Here is a 15,491-nt window from a genome sequence, read left to right on the forward strand (position 1 = left end):
TCCTATCTTAGTCAAATTCTAATTCTACCTGCTCGTTACCCAGCAGAGTTCGCAGATCTGTCAAAAGGGTGTCCGTTGGCGTTACCCGCCATGTTGCACCGAACCGTAAACGGGCACGGGCATCTACCCGCTGATAATAGAGATGAACCGGTATCGTACCTGAACGATGTGGCTCTAATGCCCCCCGAAGACGGTTCAATAATTGCTCATCAATTTGCCTGTCTGACAACGAGATAGCAAGCCCGCGTGCAAATTTTTCACGGGCCTCACTGATGTCCATTAGCTCACGAACCGTCATTTTAAGCCCGCCATTAAAGTCATCAAAGCTGACTTGTCCGGTCGCAATCAAAATTCTATCCTGCTCTAATAAATGCTGATATCTTTCCAACGCATCAGAAAACAGCATGGTTTCCAGCCGTCCTGAACGATCATCCAAGGTGCACAGACCAATCCGGTTACCCCGCTTAGTCGTCAATACTTTGGATGCCAATACCAAACCTACCACAGTCGTTACTTGACCACGAGGTGTCGGGTTCACATCTTTTAGACGCACCCCATTTGTATATCGTTCAATCTCTTTCAAATAACGGGTGATCGGGTGGCCGGTTAAATACAGCCCCAGTGTTTCTCGCTCACCATCCAAAACGATTTGATCCGGCCATTTTGGTGTACTGGCGTATGAACGCTCAACCTCTTCAGGCTCTTCCGCCAACACCCCAAACATATCCGTTTGCCCAATAGCTTCCGCTTTGGCGTGCTGATCTGCCGCTTTCAGTGCCTCTTCCAGAGAAGACATCAACGCGGCACGGTGTGGCCCCAACCGGTCAAATGCGCCGGACATAATCAGCTTTTCCATCACACGACGGTTGAGTTTTTTCGTATCGACACGCGCGCACAGGTCAAAGAGTTCCTTGAAATGCCCTCCTTTTTGCCGGGCTTCAATAATGGCCTCAATCGGTCCTTCACCGACCCCCTTAATCGCCCCAATGCCATACACGATTTCACCTTCATCGTTGACGTGGAAGTGATACAAGCCACTGTTGATATCCGGCGGCAGGACTTTAAGTTCCATACGCCAGCATTCATCCACCAGCCCAACGACTTTTTCCGTGTTATCCATATCCGCCGTCATCACGGCGGCCATGAATTCTGCCGGATAATGGGCTTTCAGCCATAACGTCTGATAAGAAACCAAGGCATAGGCGGCGGAGTGAGATTTGTTGAAGCCATAACCCGCGAATTTCTCCACCAAATCGAAGATTTTCATCGAGAGTTCGCCATCAACGCCCTGTTTAATCGCTCCCTCTTCAAACACCGAGCGCTGTTTAGCCATCTCCTCCGGCTTCTTCTTGCCCATGGCACGGCGAAGCATATCTGCCCCGCCCAGGGTATACCCCGCCAATACCTGAGCGATCTGCATCACCTGTTCCTGATACAGGATGATGCCGTATGTCGGCTCCAATACAGGTTTCAAGGATTCATGTTGCCACTCAACATCAGGGTAAGAGATCTCTTCCCGCCCATGTTTACGGTCGATAAAATTATCCACCATGCCAGATTGCAATGGCCCCGGACGGAACAGCGCCACCAGTGCGATCATGTCTTCAAAACAGTCGGGACGCAGGCGTTTGATGAGGTCTTTCATGCCACGGGATTCAAGCTGAAACACCGCTGTGGTTTCGGAGCGTTGCAGCATATCGAAACTTTTCTGATCGTCCAGCGGAATAGCCGTAATATCAATCGGCTCCAGCCCCTTCTTGGCACGACGCGCATTCACCATCTCAAGTGCCCAGTTGATGATGGTCAGAGTTCTCAGGCCGAGGAAGTCAAACTTCACCAGCCCGGCATATTCCACGTCGTTCTTGTCAAACTGGGTAACCGGGTTTTGCCCTTCGGGGTCGCAGTAAATCGGCGCAAAGTCTGTGATCTTGGTCGGCGCAATGACAACTCCGCCCGCATGTTTACCTGCGTTACGGGTGACACCTTCCAGTTTGCGCGCCATGTCTATCAGCGCCTTGACTTCTTCATCCGCTTCGTAGATCTCCGGCAACTGAGGCTCCGCTACGAACGCTTTTTCCAGTGTCATACCGGGGTCAGGCGGCACCAATTTTGAGATGCGATCGACAAACCCGTATGGATGCCCAAGCACGCGCCCGACGTCACGAATCACCGCTTTTGCCGCCATCGTACCGAAGGTGATAATCTGCGATACCGCTTCCCTGCCGTACATATCAGCAACGTGATCAATCACCTGATCGCGTTTTTCCATGCAGAAATCGACATCGAAGTCAGGCATGGAAACACGTTCCGGGTTAAGGAATCGTTCGAAGAGTAAGTCGAATTCCAACGGATCGAGATCGGTAATTTTCAAGGCGTAAGCGACAAGGGAACCGGCACCCGAACCGCGACCCGGTCCAACGGGGACACCGTTGTCTTTCGACCATTGGATAAACTCCATCACGATCAGGAAGTAACCGGGAAATCCCATCTGGTTGATCACGCTTAACTCAATATCCAGACGATCATCATATTCAAGGCGTTTTTGTGCCCTGACTTCCGGGTCGGGGTAGAGAAATTCCAGGCGTTCTTCCAGACCTTGCCTGGATTTTTCAACCAGGAAATCGGCGGTGCTCATGTCTCCGGTCGGAAACTGCGGAAGAAAATATTCACCAAGGCGGATCGTGACATTACAGCGTTTAGCAATTTCTACGCTATTTTGCAGCGCTTCCGGAATGTCGGAGAAAAGCTCGCACATCTCCTGTTCACTGCGCAGATATTGCTGAGGGCTGTAATTTTTGGGGCGTTTCGGATCAACCAGTGTATAGCCGTCATGAATGGCAACCCGGATCTCATGGGCATCGAAATCTGTACTTTCCAGAAAACAGACGTCATTGGTCGCCACAACCGGCACATTTCTTTCTGCCGCCAATTCGACCGCCGCATGAAGATAATTTTCTTCATCCTGACGCCCGGTACGGATTAACTCAAGATAATAACTATCCGGGAAATGTTCCTGATAAAAATCAAGGCACAGATCCACCATCGCCCGATTGCCACGCAGCAGGAATTTCCCCACATCCCCCATGCGCCCTCCCGACAACAGGATCAATCCGGCTTTATGCTTTACCAGCCATTCCCGTTTGATGGTCGGGCCAATCGCACCATAGCCGTTTTGGTAGGCTTCAGAGATCAGCAAGGTCAGGTTTTGATAGCCTTCATTATTGCGGGCAAGGATCGTCAAATGAGCATATTCATCCCCCAACAGCTCACTTTCCATATAAAAGTCAGCCCCGATAATCGGTTTAATCCCGGCACCGTGGGCACTGCCGTAGAATTTCACCAATCCACACAAATTGGTAAAATCCGTGATGGCAAAAGCCGGCATACCTAATTTGGCAACTGTTTTCACCAATGGGCCGGTCTTCGCCAGGCCATCAATCATTGAATAGTCGCTGTGAACACGTAAGTGCACAAAACGTGGTTCTGTCATAATCTGTCCAGATACTTATCCCAGATTCTTATCCAAGACCGAGCGCCCGTTTAACCGGCGCAAAACTTTTACGATGATGTTCCGTCGCGCCCAGCAAAGCCAGTTTTTCCAGATGCAGAGCCGTAGGATAACCCTTATGTTGCGCAAAGCCGTAGTCGGGGAACTGTTTATCCAGTTCGACCATTTCTCTGTCACGGGTGACTTTGGCAAGGATCGAGGCGGCACTGATTTCGGCAACCAGACTATCCCCCTTGACCACCGCCTGCGCGGGCATCGCTAATGCCGGGCAACGGTTCCCATCAATCAGGACATAATCCGGTACTATTGCCAGACCCGCCACGGCCCGCTGCATGGCAAGCAGGGTGGCATGGAGGATATTGAGCTGATCGATTTCGTCCGGTTCTGCACGCCCCAGACTCCAACACAGAGCCTTTTCTTTAATCTCTAAATACAGCGCCTCACGGCGTTTTTCCGTGAGTTTTTTCGAATCCATTAAGCCGGTAATCGGCTTGGCCGGGTCAAGGATCACTGCCGCAGTCACGACAGCACCTACCAGCGGGCCACGCCCAACTTCATCAACACCGGCAATTAAATTCGCCTGAGGATAAACAAAATCCATTATCTTCTCGCTAATTCCAGAACGGCTTGAGCCGCCTGTTCATCGGCATCGCAGCGAATGCTTTCATGCAAATGCAGGAACGTTTGTTTTACCGCTTCCACATCCGCACCACCTTGCAACAGAGGCAACAATGCCTTAGACAGCGCTTGTGGTTCGCATTCATCCTGCAATAACTCTTTGACTAATTCTTTACCTGCCAGCAAGTTAGGTAAGGAAACATACGGCGTTTTCACCAAGCGTTTTGCCAGCCAGAATGTAAAAGGCTTCATTCTGTAACCCACCACCATGGGGCATTTGGCCAACATACACTCCAGTGCCGCCGTCCCGGATGCCAGCAAAGCCGCATCACTGGCAATCATGGCTTCCCGTGCTTTCCCATCCAATAAATGGATGGGCAAATCCGGCGCAACTTCATCTTTTATGCGCTGAAACTGCTCACGTCGTTTGGCATTCACCAAAGGAACCAATACGTGCAGATCAGGTAATTGACGCCGCAATACTTGTACGGTTTTTAAGAAATCGGCACTGAGCATTTCGACTTCGGCATGTCGGCTACCGGGCAACATGGCCAGACAATGGACATTCAATGGAACATCCAGACATTTTCTGGCGGCGGCTTTATCCGTTTGCAGAGGCATGGCATCAGCCATCGTGTGCCCAATGAACCGGCATGGGACGTTAAACCGATCATAGAATGCTTTTTCGAATGGCAAAAATGCCAGGACTAAATTCGTTGACCGACCGATTTTAAACACCCGCTTATGGCGCCATGCCCATACCGATGGGCTGACGTAATGGATCGTCTTGATCCCCTGCTGCTTAAGCCGCCCTTCTAAGGTAATGTTAAAATCAGGGGCATCGATGCCAATAAACACATCCGGCTTCAAAGCAGTAAAACGCGCGGTTAAATCTTTGCGTATTTTCAGCAAACGGGGCAAACGTCCCAGAACTTCAACGATGCCCATTACTGCCAGCTCTTCCATCTCATACCAGGTTTCACAACCTTCCGCCTGCATGAGAGGGCCAGCAACGCCCACAAAACGGGCATTCGGAATTTTTGCTTTCAGTGCACGGATCAGCCCGGCGCCAAGAATATCACCGGATGTTTCTCCGGCGACCAAACCAATTGTCAGCGGGCGCTGATTATCAATAGAAGAAAAGGTAGTCAAAGGAGTATCCTTCATCTACTTAACGAATGATGCCACGGCTGGATTTTGCGGAATTTTCCAGAAAATCACTGAATAATTTCACATGTGGGTTATTTTCCGCTTGAAGGCCAATTTCGAGTCTGGCTTCTTCCAACGTTTTTCCGCTGCGATAAAGCACCTTATAGGCATTGCGGATCGCATGCAGCGATTCTTTGTCAAACCCACGACGTTTCAAGCCCTCGATATTCAACCCGAAAGGGGTTGCATGGTTTCCCTGTGCAATAACATACGGAGGAATGTCTTGAGCAACGCCAGAACAGCCGCCAACCATAACATGGGAACCAATCTGACAGAATTGATGCACAGCCGTCATTCCGCCAATAATCACGTAATCACCCAGAATGACATGCCCGCCCAATGTGCCATTATTGGCGATGATGCAGCGATCACCCACAATACAATCATGAGCGATATGGGCGTTGATCATCAGCAAATTGTCACTGCCAACTTTGGTCACACCACCGCCCTGAACCGTACCACGATGAATAGAAACACTTTCACGAATGCGATTGCGATCACCAATTTCAACGCGAGTCGGCTCACCCTGATATTTAAGATCCTGATTGACCTCACCAATGGAGGCGAACTGGTAGATCTGGTTATCACGGCCGATCTTAGTTATCCCATTAACAACAATATGAGATTTCAGCTCGGTCCCTTCACCAATCTCAACCTGAGAACCGATATAACAAAATGGGCCAATGCGAACATTGGCACCAATAACAGCACCTTCTTCAACAATTGAAGAAGGATGAACAACTGCGGTCTGATCAATCATGGACTAATCCTCACGGCGGCGAGCACACATCATTTCCGCTTCGCAAGCCAATTCTCCATCGACTTTCGCTACACCTCTGAAACGAGCAACACCGCGACGTTCTTTAATAAACTCGACTTCCAACACCAATTGATCACCTGGCAGGACTGGGCGCTTGAATCTGGCTCCATCAATAGCTGCAAAGTAATACAATTCGCCTGGCGCAAGTGACCCTACACTTTTGAATGCCAGAATTCCGGTGGCTTGAGCCATTGCTTCAAGGATCAGAACACCAGGAAAAATAGGCTTGCCTGGGAAGTGCCCCTGAAAGAATGGTTCATTAAACGATACATTTTTGACTGCGCGTAAAAATTTACCTGCCTCAAAATCCAAAACCCGGTCTACCAACAAAAATGGATAACGATGAGGCAGCAAATCTAAAATCTCTTCAATTTGCAGAGTATGATTATTACTCATCTAAATACTCTTCCTGTCTATATAAGAATCATTGTATTAACGACACGGCCTGCGTTAACTCCAAATTTAGAGTTATCAGGCAGGCCGCAAAAATTAAAAACACAACCAAAAATGCTGATTAAAACGTCTCATCAAAATCGTAGTATGATTACTCGTTTTCACCTTTCAGTTGGCGTTCCACTGACTTCAAGCGCTTGTTCATTTCATTGATGCCCATGACTAAAGCGGCAGTCTTACGCCAAGTTTTGTTCGGTTGTAATGGGATACCTGACGAGTATACGCCAGACTCTGTGATTGGGCGCACCACCATGCTCATACCCGTCACGGTGACTTTATCACAGATATCTATGTGCCCATTAATCACGCTTGCGCCACCGATCATACAGTAACGACCCACTTTCAGGCTACCTGCCATGACGACTCCCCCCGCCACTGCGGTGTTGTCGCCGATCGTCACGTTGTGGGCGATTTGGCATTGGTTGTCTATGATAACACCATTGCCAATGACTGTGTTATCCAACGCACCACGGTCAATTGTCGTACACGCCCCGATTTCAACTTGGTTCCCAATGATTACTGTGCCTAACTGTGGGATTTTAACCCAATTTCCACGCTCGTTAGCATAACCAAAACCATCGGAACCTATAACAGTTCCTGATTGAATCAGGCACGATTCACCAATTTCAACATTATGGTATATCGATACATTGGCCCAAAGACGGGTACCTGCACCAATTCGCGCATTTTTGCCAATAAAGCAACCGGCACCGACAATGGCATTATCACCCAGTGTAACACCCGACTCGATAACCGCATTTGCGCCAACCGCCACATTTTTGCCCAGAAGCGCATCGGGAGAAACCACCGCTGACGGGTGGATATCCTGCGCAGGTTGTGGTGTCGTGTCCATCAGTTGAGCCATACGAGCATAGGCAAGATAAGGATCTTTGACAACCAATGCAGCAACCTTGCAGTGAGGAAGGTCGGCTTCACGTAGCACGACAGCCGCCGCCTGACATTCAGCGAGCTTGTCAGTATAACGGCTATCAGATAAAAATGTAATTTGTTCGCTATTTGCTGAATGCATCGGTGCAATACCGGTGATGACGATATCGCCATCACCATGCAATTGCGCATTCAACTGCTGAGCGAGATCAGCCAATCGAATTGAAACCATCTACTTATTTAACCTGTTTCAGTACTTCTGCGGTGATATCTTTACCAGACGCAGAATACACGGCGGCATTCGCATCAAGAACCAGATCGTAACCTTCTTTACCTGCAACAACTTTGACCGCATCCTGAATACGGACCAGAATTTTGTTACGTTCTTCTAAGTTGCGATTACGGTGATCATTTTCGAAAGTTTGTGCTTTCTGAGCAAACTGATCGCGTTTCGCCACAACATCTTTTTCTAACTTTTCACGCTCACTGGCTTTCATGGTTGAGCCATCACGCTGCAATTTTTGGAGCTTAGTCTGCAAATCTGATTCCATGCGCTGCAATTCAGTTGCACGACCTTTAAACTCGTTATCCAACTGTTTTGCCACAGCTTCACGGGCTGGTAACTGTTGAAAAACTTCAGCAACGTTCACTAAAGCAATTTTATCTGCCGCCTGAACACCCGCAGAGAACGCTAATGCCATACCCAAACCTGCTGCACACAATACTTTTTTCACTATAAACTCCTTTGACCTACGCTATTTTACAGATTGGAAAATTTAGGGCTGATTCCAATTGGCTATTTTATATACCAGTTTAACGCTGAGACTGACCCTAAATATCGCTCTATATAATAATAGAGCGATTTTTTACCAAAAAAGATTAATTATTACCAAGTTCCGCCAATATTGAACTGGAACTGCTCAGATCTATCACCTTCGTAGTCCTTGATTGGCTTCGCATAAGAGAAGCTCAATGGCCCTAACGGTGACATCCATTGCAGAGCAATACCCGTCGAAATACGGATATTGTTTGGCTTACTGTAATCAGGCATCCCAGCGTAAGTCTTAGCCCAGTTAGTATCCCAAACGGTTCCCGCATCCACAAACAACGAAGTTCGAACGGAATTGGAATATTTAGCATCCAGGAATGGCGTTGGGGTAATCAGTTCAATACTGGCAACCGCCACCGCGTTACCGCCCACCGCATCACGGGATGGGCTATCTTTCACTGGATTAGGCTCACCTTTCTTATCTTTCTCTAAATAAATCGCTTTCGGGCCGATATTATTCGAACGGAAACCACGCACGCTGCTAGGGCCGCCGGCATAGAAGTTTTCATAGAATGGCATTTCTTTGCCGCCAAAACCCCCACCATAACCCAGACGGGTACGTCCCATCAGTACCCATGCGCGATCATCGTCAAGAGGGTAATAACCCGAGGAATTCCAGGTGACTTTATAGAACTGGTTATTAGAACCAGGGAGCGTCACTTTCGTATCCAGGGACGACCTTAAACCCGACGTCGGGAAGAAACCACGGTCAAGGTTGTTATAAGTCCATCCCAATGTCATGGAGAAGTCATTGGTATCGAATGTCGCTTTGTCTTTAAAGTTCGGTTTTTTACCCATTTTCTCCAAATAGCGCCACATCGCCTCTTGTGGACGCATGTTAGACAGGGAGTTATGAATATAACCCAGCCTCAAGGCCAGAGAGTTATTTTCATTCAATGGGAAACCGAGCACACCTTCAGTACCATAGGCTCTGTTGGTGTAATTTGAAAGGTCAGCATCATCAGCACGGAAGTTATTGTAGAACACACGTCCGCCCAGACTCACCCCATTGATGGTGAAGTAAGGATTGGTCACCGATAAATCGGCCGATGTTGAATAGTCATTCTTGCTGGCGTTGATCCCCACCGAGTTGCCCGTTCCCAGCCAGTTATCCTGTTGGAGACCGATTTGGAAACTCACGCCGCTTTCTGTACCAAAACCAACACCAAAGTTCATTGAGCCGGTATTGCGTTCTTTGACCTTGTAAACGATATCAACCTGATCCGGGCTATTCGGCACACGTTCAGTTTCTACATCAACAGATTCGAAATAACCCAGTCGATTCAGGCGTTCTTTGCCCTTCTCAACCTGATCACTGCCTAACCATGCCCCTTCCATCTGGCGCATTTCACGACGCAGCACCGAGTCTTTGCTGATGTCATTACCTGTAAAGCGGATTTTGCGCACATAGAAACGGTTGCCGGCATCGACATTCACATGCAGCTTAACGGTTTTATCCGCATCATTGATTTCAGGCTGAGTCATTACACGAGGATAAGCATAACCATGTTGACCCAGCAGATCTTTGATGGCGGTTTCCATCTTGGTCACTTCGGCACCGTTATACAGAGACCCCGGTTCGATCTTAGTCAATTCCTGTATTTGTGACTGATAACCCGCCAAATTACCGTTTAAATCAACATCCGTTATTTTATATTGATCACCTTCGGTGATATTCACGGTAATGTAGATGTCTTTCTTATCGGGGGTCAGATTAACTTGAGTTGAATCAATGTTGAAACGGGCATAGCCTCGATCAAGATAGAAGCTGCGCAGATTTTCAAGGTCGCCCGCTAATTTCTGTTTCTGATATTTCTGGTCAGCCGTCATGTTCCACCAAGGAACGTCGTCCCTAAGCTGGAAATGATTGAGCAGCTCATTGGTAGAGAAGGCTTTATTGCCAACAATATTAATTTGCTGGATTTTGGCAGAAACACCTTCTGAAAAAACAAGTTTCAAGTCAACACGGTTGCGGGGCAGAGGTGTGACAACCGCTTTCACTGTCGCGCTGTATTTACCAACACTGTAGTAAAAATCTTCCAGTCCTTTTTCGATATTGGACAGCATCGTGCGGTCAAGGGCTTCACCAACACGAACATGCGAGGCCTCAAGATTCTGCTTAAGCATGTCATCTTTCACCGACTTGTTACCGGAGAAAGTGATGCTGGCGATAGTTGGCCGTTCTTTTACCTGAACGACAAGTGAATTGCCATCACGTAAGACACGAACATCTTCAAAGTTTCCCGTTTCGAACAGTGCGCGGATCATGCGACTGATATCTTCATCGCTAACCGTATCACCCACTCGAACGGGTATGTTCAGTAATGCTGCACCAACGGTGACACGTTGAAGACCCTCAAAATGAATGTCCTGAACCACGAATCCGTCTGAACCGTATGCAGTGGCGCTGCCGAGCAGCAGCGACGCTATGAGCAACTTTTTCATCGCCATCGTTGTTATGCGTTTTCCTAACCGGTCCCCCGCCTTAAATGCGGGAGAAATCATTGAAAAGTGCAAGCCCCATTAATAACACCAGCAATATAGCACCAATGCGATAACTGAAGTCTTGTACACGCTCGGAGACTGGCCCTCCCTTGATTTTTTCGATTGCAAGGAAAAGCAAGTGTCCACCATCTAGTACAGGTAATGGGAACAAGTTAATGATCCCAAGATTAACGCTAATCAGCGCCAAGAACATCAAATAATACACCAAGCCAGAATCGGCTGATACTCCGGCACCTTTGGCAATGGAAATCGGACCACTTAAATTATTCAGTTTCACATCACCGACAATTAATTTCCCCGTCATATTGACAGTCAGCTTCATCAATTGCCAGGTCTTGTCCCCTGCTGCATAAAGGGCAGAAAAAGGTCCGTATTGTTGAATAATTTTATATTCATCCGCCAGTGGGATTACTTTAAGTTCAGTACCAGCAAATCCTTCCTCACGGTCATTGGATAATTTTTTGACCTCAGGAGTCAGGGTCAGGGAAACCCTTCCACCTGCCCTCGCAACGTCCAATTTTAGAGGAATATTGGGATTTTTTCTGACAAAAGATGAAAAAGTGTGCCAGACATCGACATCCTGACCATTGACTTTCACGATCCTGTCTCCGGACTGTAAACCCGCTTTTTCAGCGGGGGAAGCCGGGTAAACTTTCTCCACTTGCGAGCTGAGTCGCGGAACAACAGGCATTATGCCCAAAGACAGCAGGACATCCTGTTTGGATGGGTCGAATGCCCATCTCCGCAAATCTAATGTCTTTTGGATACTGTCATTTGCATCCTGTGGCGTGACATCCACAGATACCGATGCCCCACCCACTTTACTCACCATCGCAAGACGCACCGAATTCCAATCAGAAGTTTCGATACCATCAACGGCTTTTAGTTCCATTCCAGGCAAAATATTTGCCTGTGCGGCAATGGAATCAGGCTTAACATCCAGGACTACAGGGCGCACAGAGGGCACACCAATCACAAAAACCAGCCAATAAGCGAGAACTGCCAGAACAAAGTTTGCAATTGGCCCGGCGCTGATCACTGCCGCACGCTGGCCGATAGTTTTATTATTGAATGCCATGTGACGCCGTTCGGGGGGCACTTCACCCACCCGCTCGTCAAGCATTTTGACATATCCCCCAAGGGGGATAAGGGCAATAACGTATTCTGTTCCCTGTTTATCTGTGCGACGCCAAAGCACTTTACCAAACCCGACGGAAAAGCGCTCAACGTGGATACCGCATCGTCTGGCAACCCAAAAGTGACCAAACTCATGTACGGTGATGAGAACACCCAACGCAACAATAAATGCAGCCAGATTCCAGAGAATATCCATTATGTACCTTCAGAGAGTAAATCCAGAAGAAATTAACATTATCAGACCAGCAAATACAGGAATTGCCGCAGTTAAGCTATCCACCCTGTCCATGACACCCCCATGCCCCGGAATTAAATGACTGCTGTCTTTGATCCCTGATTCCCGCTTGAACATGCTTTCTGTCAAATCACCAAAAACCGAGGCAATGACGACTATTGCAGAAATTAACAACAAGTGTTCCGGCATGGCAGGTACTGGAGCAAATTTACTGAACAGCCATGAAATCAGCGCAGCAGTCAACAGCCCGCCAACCAGTCCTTCAAGTGTCTTGCCCGGTGACACTTTGGGCGCCATTTTATGTTTACCCATAGTGCGACCGACAATATACGCACCTGAATCGGCAGCCCAGACCAGCAACATGACATACAGCAGCCACCACGCTCCATCATAGGTATTGTTTTCATAGCCTTGGGTACGGAGTACCATCATTCCACAATAAAATGGCACGATAGTCAGAACACCAAATAGCAGACGCAAAGCAACCGATGATTTCCAGATGGAAGCAGAAGCAGGGTAAGTAATCACCAATAAAATTGCAGCTCCCCACCAAAGCAGACCAGCCCACAACAGATATGCAACTTGTGGCTTTTCAATAAGATGAGAAAAATCCGACAAAGAGTATTGTAAGGCCAATAATCCTACGGCAAATAACACAGCCAGCGTAATACGTTTAGCTTGAGTGAAAAGGCCAGCAAATTGCCCCCATTCCCATGCAGCAAGCGCTGAAACAGCAATCACAACCAACCCGAATCCGGATGGGGGGAGGAAAAACAGGGCTGCTACAACCAGTGGAATCAATATCAACGTAGTTAAAAGACGGTACTTCAGCAAGTTCTCCTCCTATGATCCCACTTCGGCATCGTCTGGTGTTCCGCCAAATCGGCGTTCTCGTTTGGCAAAGGCATTAATCGCACCTTCAAAAGAAGTTTCATCAAAATCAGGCCAAAGTATATCGGTAAAATACAATTCTGCATAAGCGATCTGCCATAACAGAAAATTACTGATACGATGTTCGCCTCCGGTTCTAATCACCAGATCAACTTCCGGCTGCTGACTTAAATTGATAAAGTTGCCAACCGTCACCTCGTTAATCTCTTCAAGAGTCAGTTCATTTGAGTTAATTTTTTCAGCGATTTGCTTAATACCCTGAACCAAATCCCAACGCCCGCCATAGTTAGCGGCAATATTAAGCTGCAATCCGGTATTGCCTGCGGTCAATTCAACTGAACGGCGAATACGTTCCTGCAATCGTGAGCTAAAACGGCCAATATCACCAATCACAGACAATTTCACATTGTGTTTATGCAGGCTCTTTACTTCATTATCAAGAGCAAAAACAAACAACTCCATCAATGAACTGACTTCCTGCTGTGGGCGATTCCAGTTTTCACTGCTGAAGGCATATAGAGTCAATGATTCAATGTTATGTTTAACTGAAAAACTCACGGCACTCCGCACAGCTTTAATGCCTGCACGATGGCCAAAGACTCTTAATTTGCCGCGTTTTTTTGCCCAGCGACCATTACCATCCATAATGATGGCGACATGTCTGGGCAACGTTGGCAATGAGTCACTATCACTGGGAGATATCACTCAAAATAATCCTTAAATAACGATACCTTTCGTCTTTCAAATTGCCGCCTTATTGGCGGCATCTTGAAATTCATGGGGTATAAGCTGGCTTTTCAATGAATTCAAAATTCCAAACATAAAAAAGCCGTGTTACGTGTCAATTACTCTCACGGCTACCACGGCTATTTCTGGCACGGCCTGAATGAAAGCCTTTGTCTTTGGCACGCACTAGCAGAACGCGGATACCAAAACTAAATCGGCTATTATAACAACTATAATGTACCCGCGAACTATATCATTTGCCCAAACGCAAACAAACACATACTTATTAACAAAACTCGCTATTTGGCAAAAATTCTGATGGTTTCTCTCGCTAAGATTCTTGCTGTATTATCGATTTCTAAGACCTCTTCAATGCTTTGAGGTTCAGATAAATGTAATTTTTCGACGACCTGACGATTGATTGCCGCGATATCTGTGAAACGGATTCCATCTTTCAAAAAAACATCAACGGTTTCTTCATTAGCTGCATTCAGGGCCGTTGTTGCAGCCTGTCCTTGATGACAAGCCTCAATGGCTAATTTTAGACAAGGGTAACGTTGATAATCGAGGGCTTCGAAGGTCAGCCTGCTCAGTTCGGCAAAATCCAATGGTTTTGCACCAGATGGAATACGGTTGGGATAAGCCATGGCATAAGCGATTGGAGTACACATATCCTGTGTTCCCAACTGTGCAATGATGCTGCCATCCTGATAGCGAACCATTGAATGGATGACGGATTGAGGATGCAGCAAGACTTCCATTTCATCGGCAGACGCATTGAACAGGTAACGTGCTTCGATGTATTCCAGCCCTTTGTTCATCATCGTGGCAGAATCAACAGAAATCTTACGCCCCATTGACCAAATAGGATGAGCACACGCTTCATCTGGCGTGACATCAGGCAGCACTTCCAGGGGCGTTTTGCGGAACGGCCCACCTGATCCCGTCAGGATAATGCTGGAAATGCCGTAATCTTTCAAATTAACATTGCCAAGATTATGCTGAACCGCCTCTGGCAGGCTTTGAAAAATGGCATTATGTTCACTATCGATGGGTAACAGTTGCGCTTTGTACTGAGCGACTGCATCCATAAACAGACGCCCGCTGGTGATCAGCGATTCCTTATTGGCCAGCAGAACTTGTTTTCCCTTACGGATAGCCGCCAATGTCGGCAACAACCCTGCAACCCCAACAATGGCAGACATGACCTGATCGACGTCTTCCAGTGCCGCTAAATCACAAATAGCCTCTTTGCCGGACAGTACTTCGGTTTGACTTCCCTGCTCCTGCAATAACTGGCGCAGAGCCTTTGCTGAGTGTTCATCTGCCATCGCCGCATATTGAGGGTTAAATTCCCGGCACTGTTGTGCCATCACTTCAATATTTTTCCCGGCTGCGAGTGCGACTACGCTGAATTTTGTTGGGTTATTTCGGACAACAGCAAGCGTACTTTTCCCAATCGAACCCGTTGAGCCAAGAATAGTTAACCGTTTCATTTTTATACTCTGAATAATGCTACTGATCTAAAATCGTAATAGTTTGAGTGGTACAGATTGCGATGTCCATCACTTGAGAAAGAAATGTGATACGAAGTGTAATACCAAGAACAAGAATAAGAACAACGCCGCAAAATTGCGGCGTTGTTCCTATAAGCTGAATTCATGCAATGACA

12 protein-coding genes are annotated in these 15,491 nt (G+C 47.5%); all 12 read right to left on the reverse strand.

Features of this window, described 5'->3' with window-relative positions; genetic code table 11:
* Positions 1-7: 7 nt before the first annotated feature.
* Complete coding sequence (dnaE, locus tag Xbed_RS10130; RefSeq protein ID WP_086112809.1) at positions 8-3,490, reverse strand: DNA polymerase III subunit alpha; 3,483 nt, start codon at positions 3,488-3,490, stop codon at positions 8-10.
* Between the two features lie 28 nt (positions 3,491-3,518).
* On the reverse strand, positions 3,519-4,109 hold the full coding sequence (gene rnhB, locus Xbed_RS10135; protein WP_086112810.1) for a ribonuclease HII: 591 nt from the start codon (positions 4,107-4,109) through the stop codon (positions 3,519-3,521).
* Entirely contained in the window at positions 4,109-5,293 is a 1,185-nt protein-coding gene (gene lpxB, locus Xbed_RS10140; RefSeq protein WP_086112811.1) for a lipid-A-disaccharide synthase, read from the reverse strand. Before lpxB ends, rnhB begins: the two co-directional genes overlap by 1 nt.
* A 4-nt stretch (positions 5,294-5,297) precedes the next feature.
* Complete coding sequence (gene lpxA, locus Xbed_RS10145; protein WP_086112812.1) at positions 5,298-6,095, reverse strand: acyl-ACP--UDP-N-acetylglucosamine O-acyltransferase; 798 nt, start codon at positions 6,093-6,095, stop codon at positions 5,298-5,300.
* Positions 6,096-6,098: 3 nt separating this feature from the next.
* Positions 6,099-6,551, reverse strand: coding sequence for a 3-hydroxyacyl-ACP dehydratase FabZ (fabZ, locus tag Xbed_RS10150; RefSeq protein ID WP_086112813.1), 453 nt, complete (start codon positions 6,549-6,551; stop codon positions 6,099-6,101).
* A 148-nt stretch (positions 6,552-6,699) separates the two neighbouring features.
* Positions 6,700-7,728: a UDP-3-O-(3-hydroxymyristoyl)glucosamine N-acyltransferase gene (gene lpxD / locus Xbed_RS10155; RefSeq protein ID WP_086112814.1), complete on the reverse strand. Its 1,029-nt coding sequence runs from the start codon at positions 7,726-7,728 to the stop codon at positions 6,700-6,702.
* Positions 7,729-7,732: 4 nt separating this feature from the next.
* Positions 7,733-8,230 carry a molecular chaperone Skp gene (skp, locus tag Xbed_RS10160; protein WP_086112815.1) on the reverse strand — a complete coding sequence of 166 codons (498 nt, stop codon included), beginning with the start codon at positions 8,228-8,230 and terminating at the stop codon, positions 7,733-7,735.
* 152 nt (positions 8,231-8,382) lie between these two features.
* Entirely contained in the window at positions 8,383-10,776 is a 2,394-nt protein-coding gene (gene bamA / locus Xbed_RS10165; protein ID WP_086112816.1) for an outer membrane protein assembly factor BamA, read from the reverse strand.
* Between the two features lie 34 nt (positions 10,777-10,810).
* A complete protein-coding gene (gene rseP, locus Xbed_RS10170) occupies positions 10,811-12,166 on the reverse strand; it encodes a sigma E protease regulator RseP (protein ID WP_208612227.1) in 1,356 nt (451 codons plus the stop codon).
* A 6-nt stretch (positions 12,167-12,172) separates the two neighbouring features.
* Positions 12,173-13,036 (reverse strand): phosphatidate cytidylyltransferase, encoded by an 864-nt coding sequence (cdsA, locus tag Xbed_RS10175; protein ID WP_086112818.1) that lies wholly within the window; start codon positions 13,034-13,036, stop codon positions 12,173-12,175.
* A gap of 9 nt (positions 13,037-13,045) precedes the next feature.
* Positions 13,046-13,738: a polyprenyl diphosphate synthase gene (gene uppS / locus Xbed_RS10180; protein ID WP_244182464.1), complete on the reverse strand. Its 693-nt coding sequence runs from the start codon at positions 13,736-13,738 to the stop codon at positions 13,046-13,048.
* 380 nt (positions 13,739-14,118) lie between these two features.
* Positions 14,119-15,315 (reverse strand): 1-deoxy-D-xylulose-5-phosphate reductoisomerase, encoded by a 1,197-nt coding sequence (gene ispC / locus Xbed_RS10185; protein ID WP_086112820.1) that lies wholly within the window; start codon positions 15,313-15,315, stop codon positions 14,119-14,121.
* Positions 15,316-15,491 lie beyond the last annotated feature (176 nt).

The organism is Xenorhabdus beddingii, from assembly GCF_002127545.1.
Lineage (GTDB): Bacteria > Pseudomonadota > Gammaproteobacteria > Enterobacterales > Enterobacteriaceae > Xenorhabdus > Xenorhabdus beddingii.

Excerpts from the sequence above, each read along its gene's own strand:
- dnaE (WP_086112809.1), bottom strand. The coding sequence starts at position 3,490 with ATGACAGAACCACGTTTTGTGCACTTACGTGTTCACAGCGACTATTCA.
- rnhB (WP_086112810.1), bottom strand. The coding sequence starts at position 4,109 with ATGGATTTTGTTTATCCTCAGGCGAATTTAATTGCCGGTGTTGATGAA.
- lpxB (WP_086112811.1), bottom strand. The coding sequence starts at position 5,293 with ATGAAGGATACTCCTTTGACTACCTTTTCTTCTATTGATAATCAGCGC.
- lpxA (WP_086112812.1), bottom strand. The coding sequence starts at position 6,095 with ATGATTGATCAGACCGCAGTTGTTCATCCTTCTTCAATTGTTGAAGAA.
- fabZ (WP_086112813.1), bottom strand. The coding sequence starts at position 6,551 with ATGAGTAATAATCATACTCTGCAAATTGAAGAGATTTTAGATTTGCTG.
- lpxD (WP_086112814.1), bottom strand. The coding sequence starts at position 7,728 with ATGGTTTCAATTCGATTGGCTGATCTCGCTCAGCAGTTGAATGCGCAA.
- bamA (WP_086112816.1), bottom strand. The coding sequence starts at position 10,776 with ATGGCGATGAAAAAGTTGCTCATAGCGTCGCTGCTGCTCGGCAGCGCC.
- uppS (WP_244182464.1), bottom strand. The coding sequence starts at position 13,738 with ATGGATGGTAATGGTCGCTGGGCAAAAAAACGCGGCAAATTAAGAGTC.
- ispC (WP_086112820.1), bottom strand. The coding sequence starts at position 15,315 with ATGAAACGGTTAACTATTCTTGGCTCAACGGGTTCGATTGGGAAAAGT.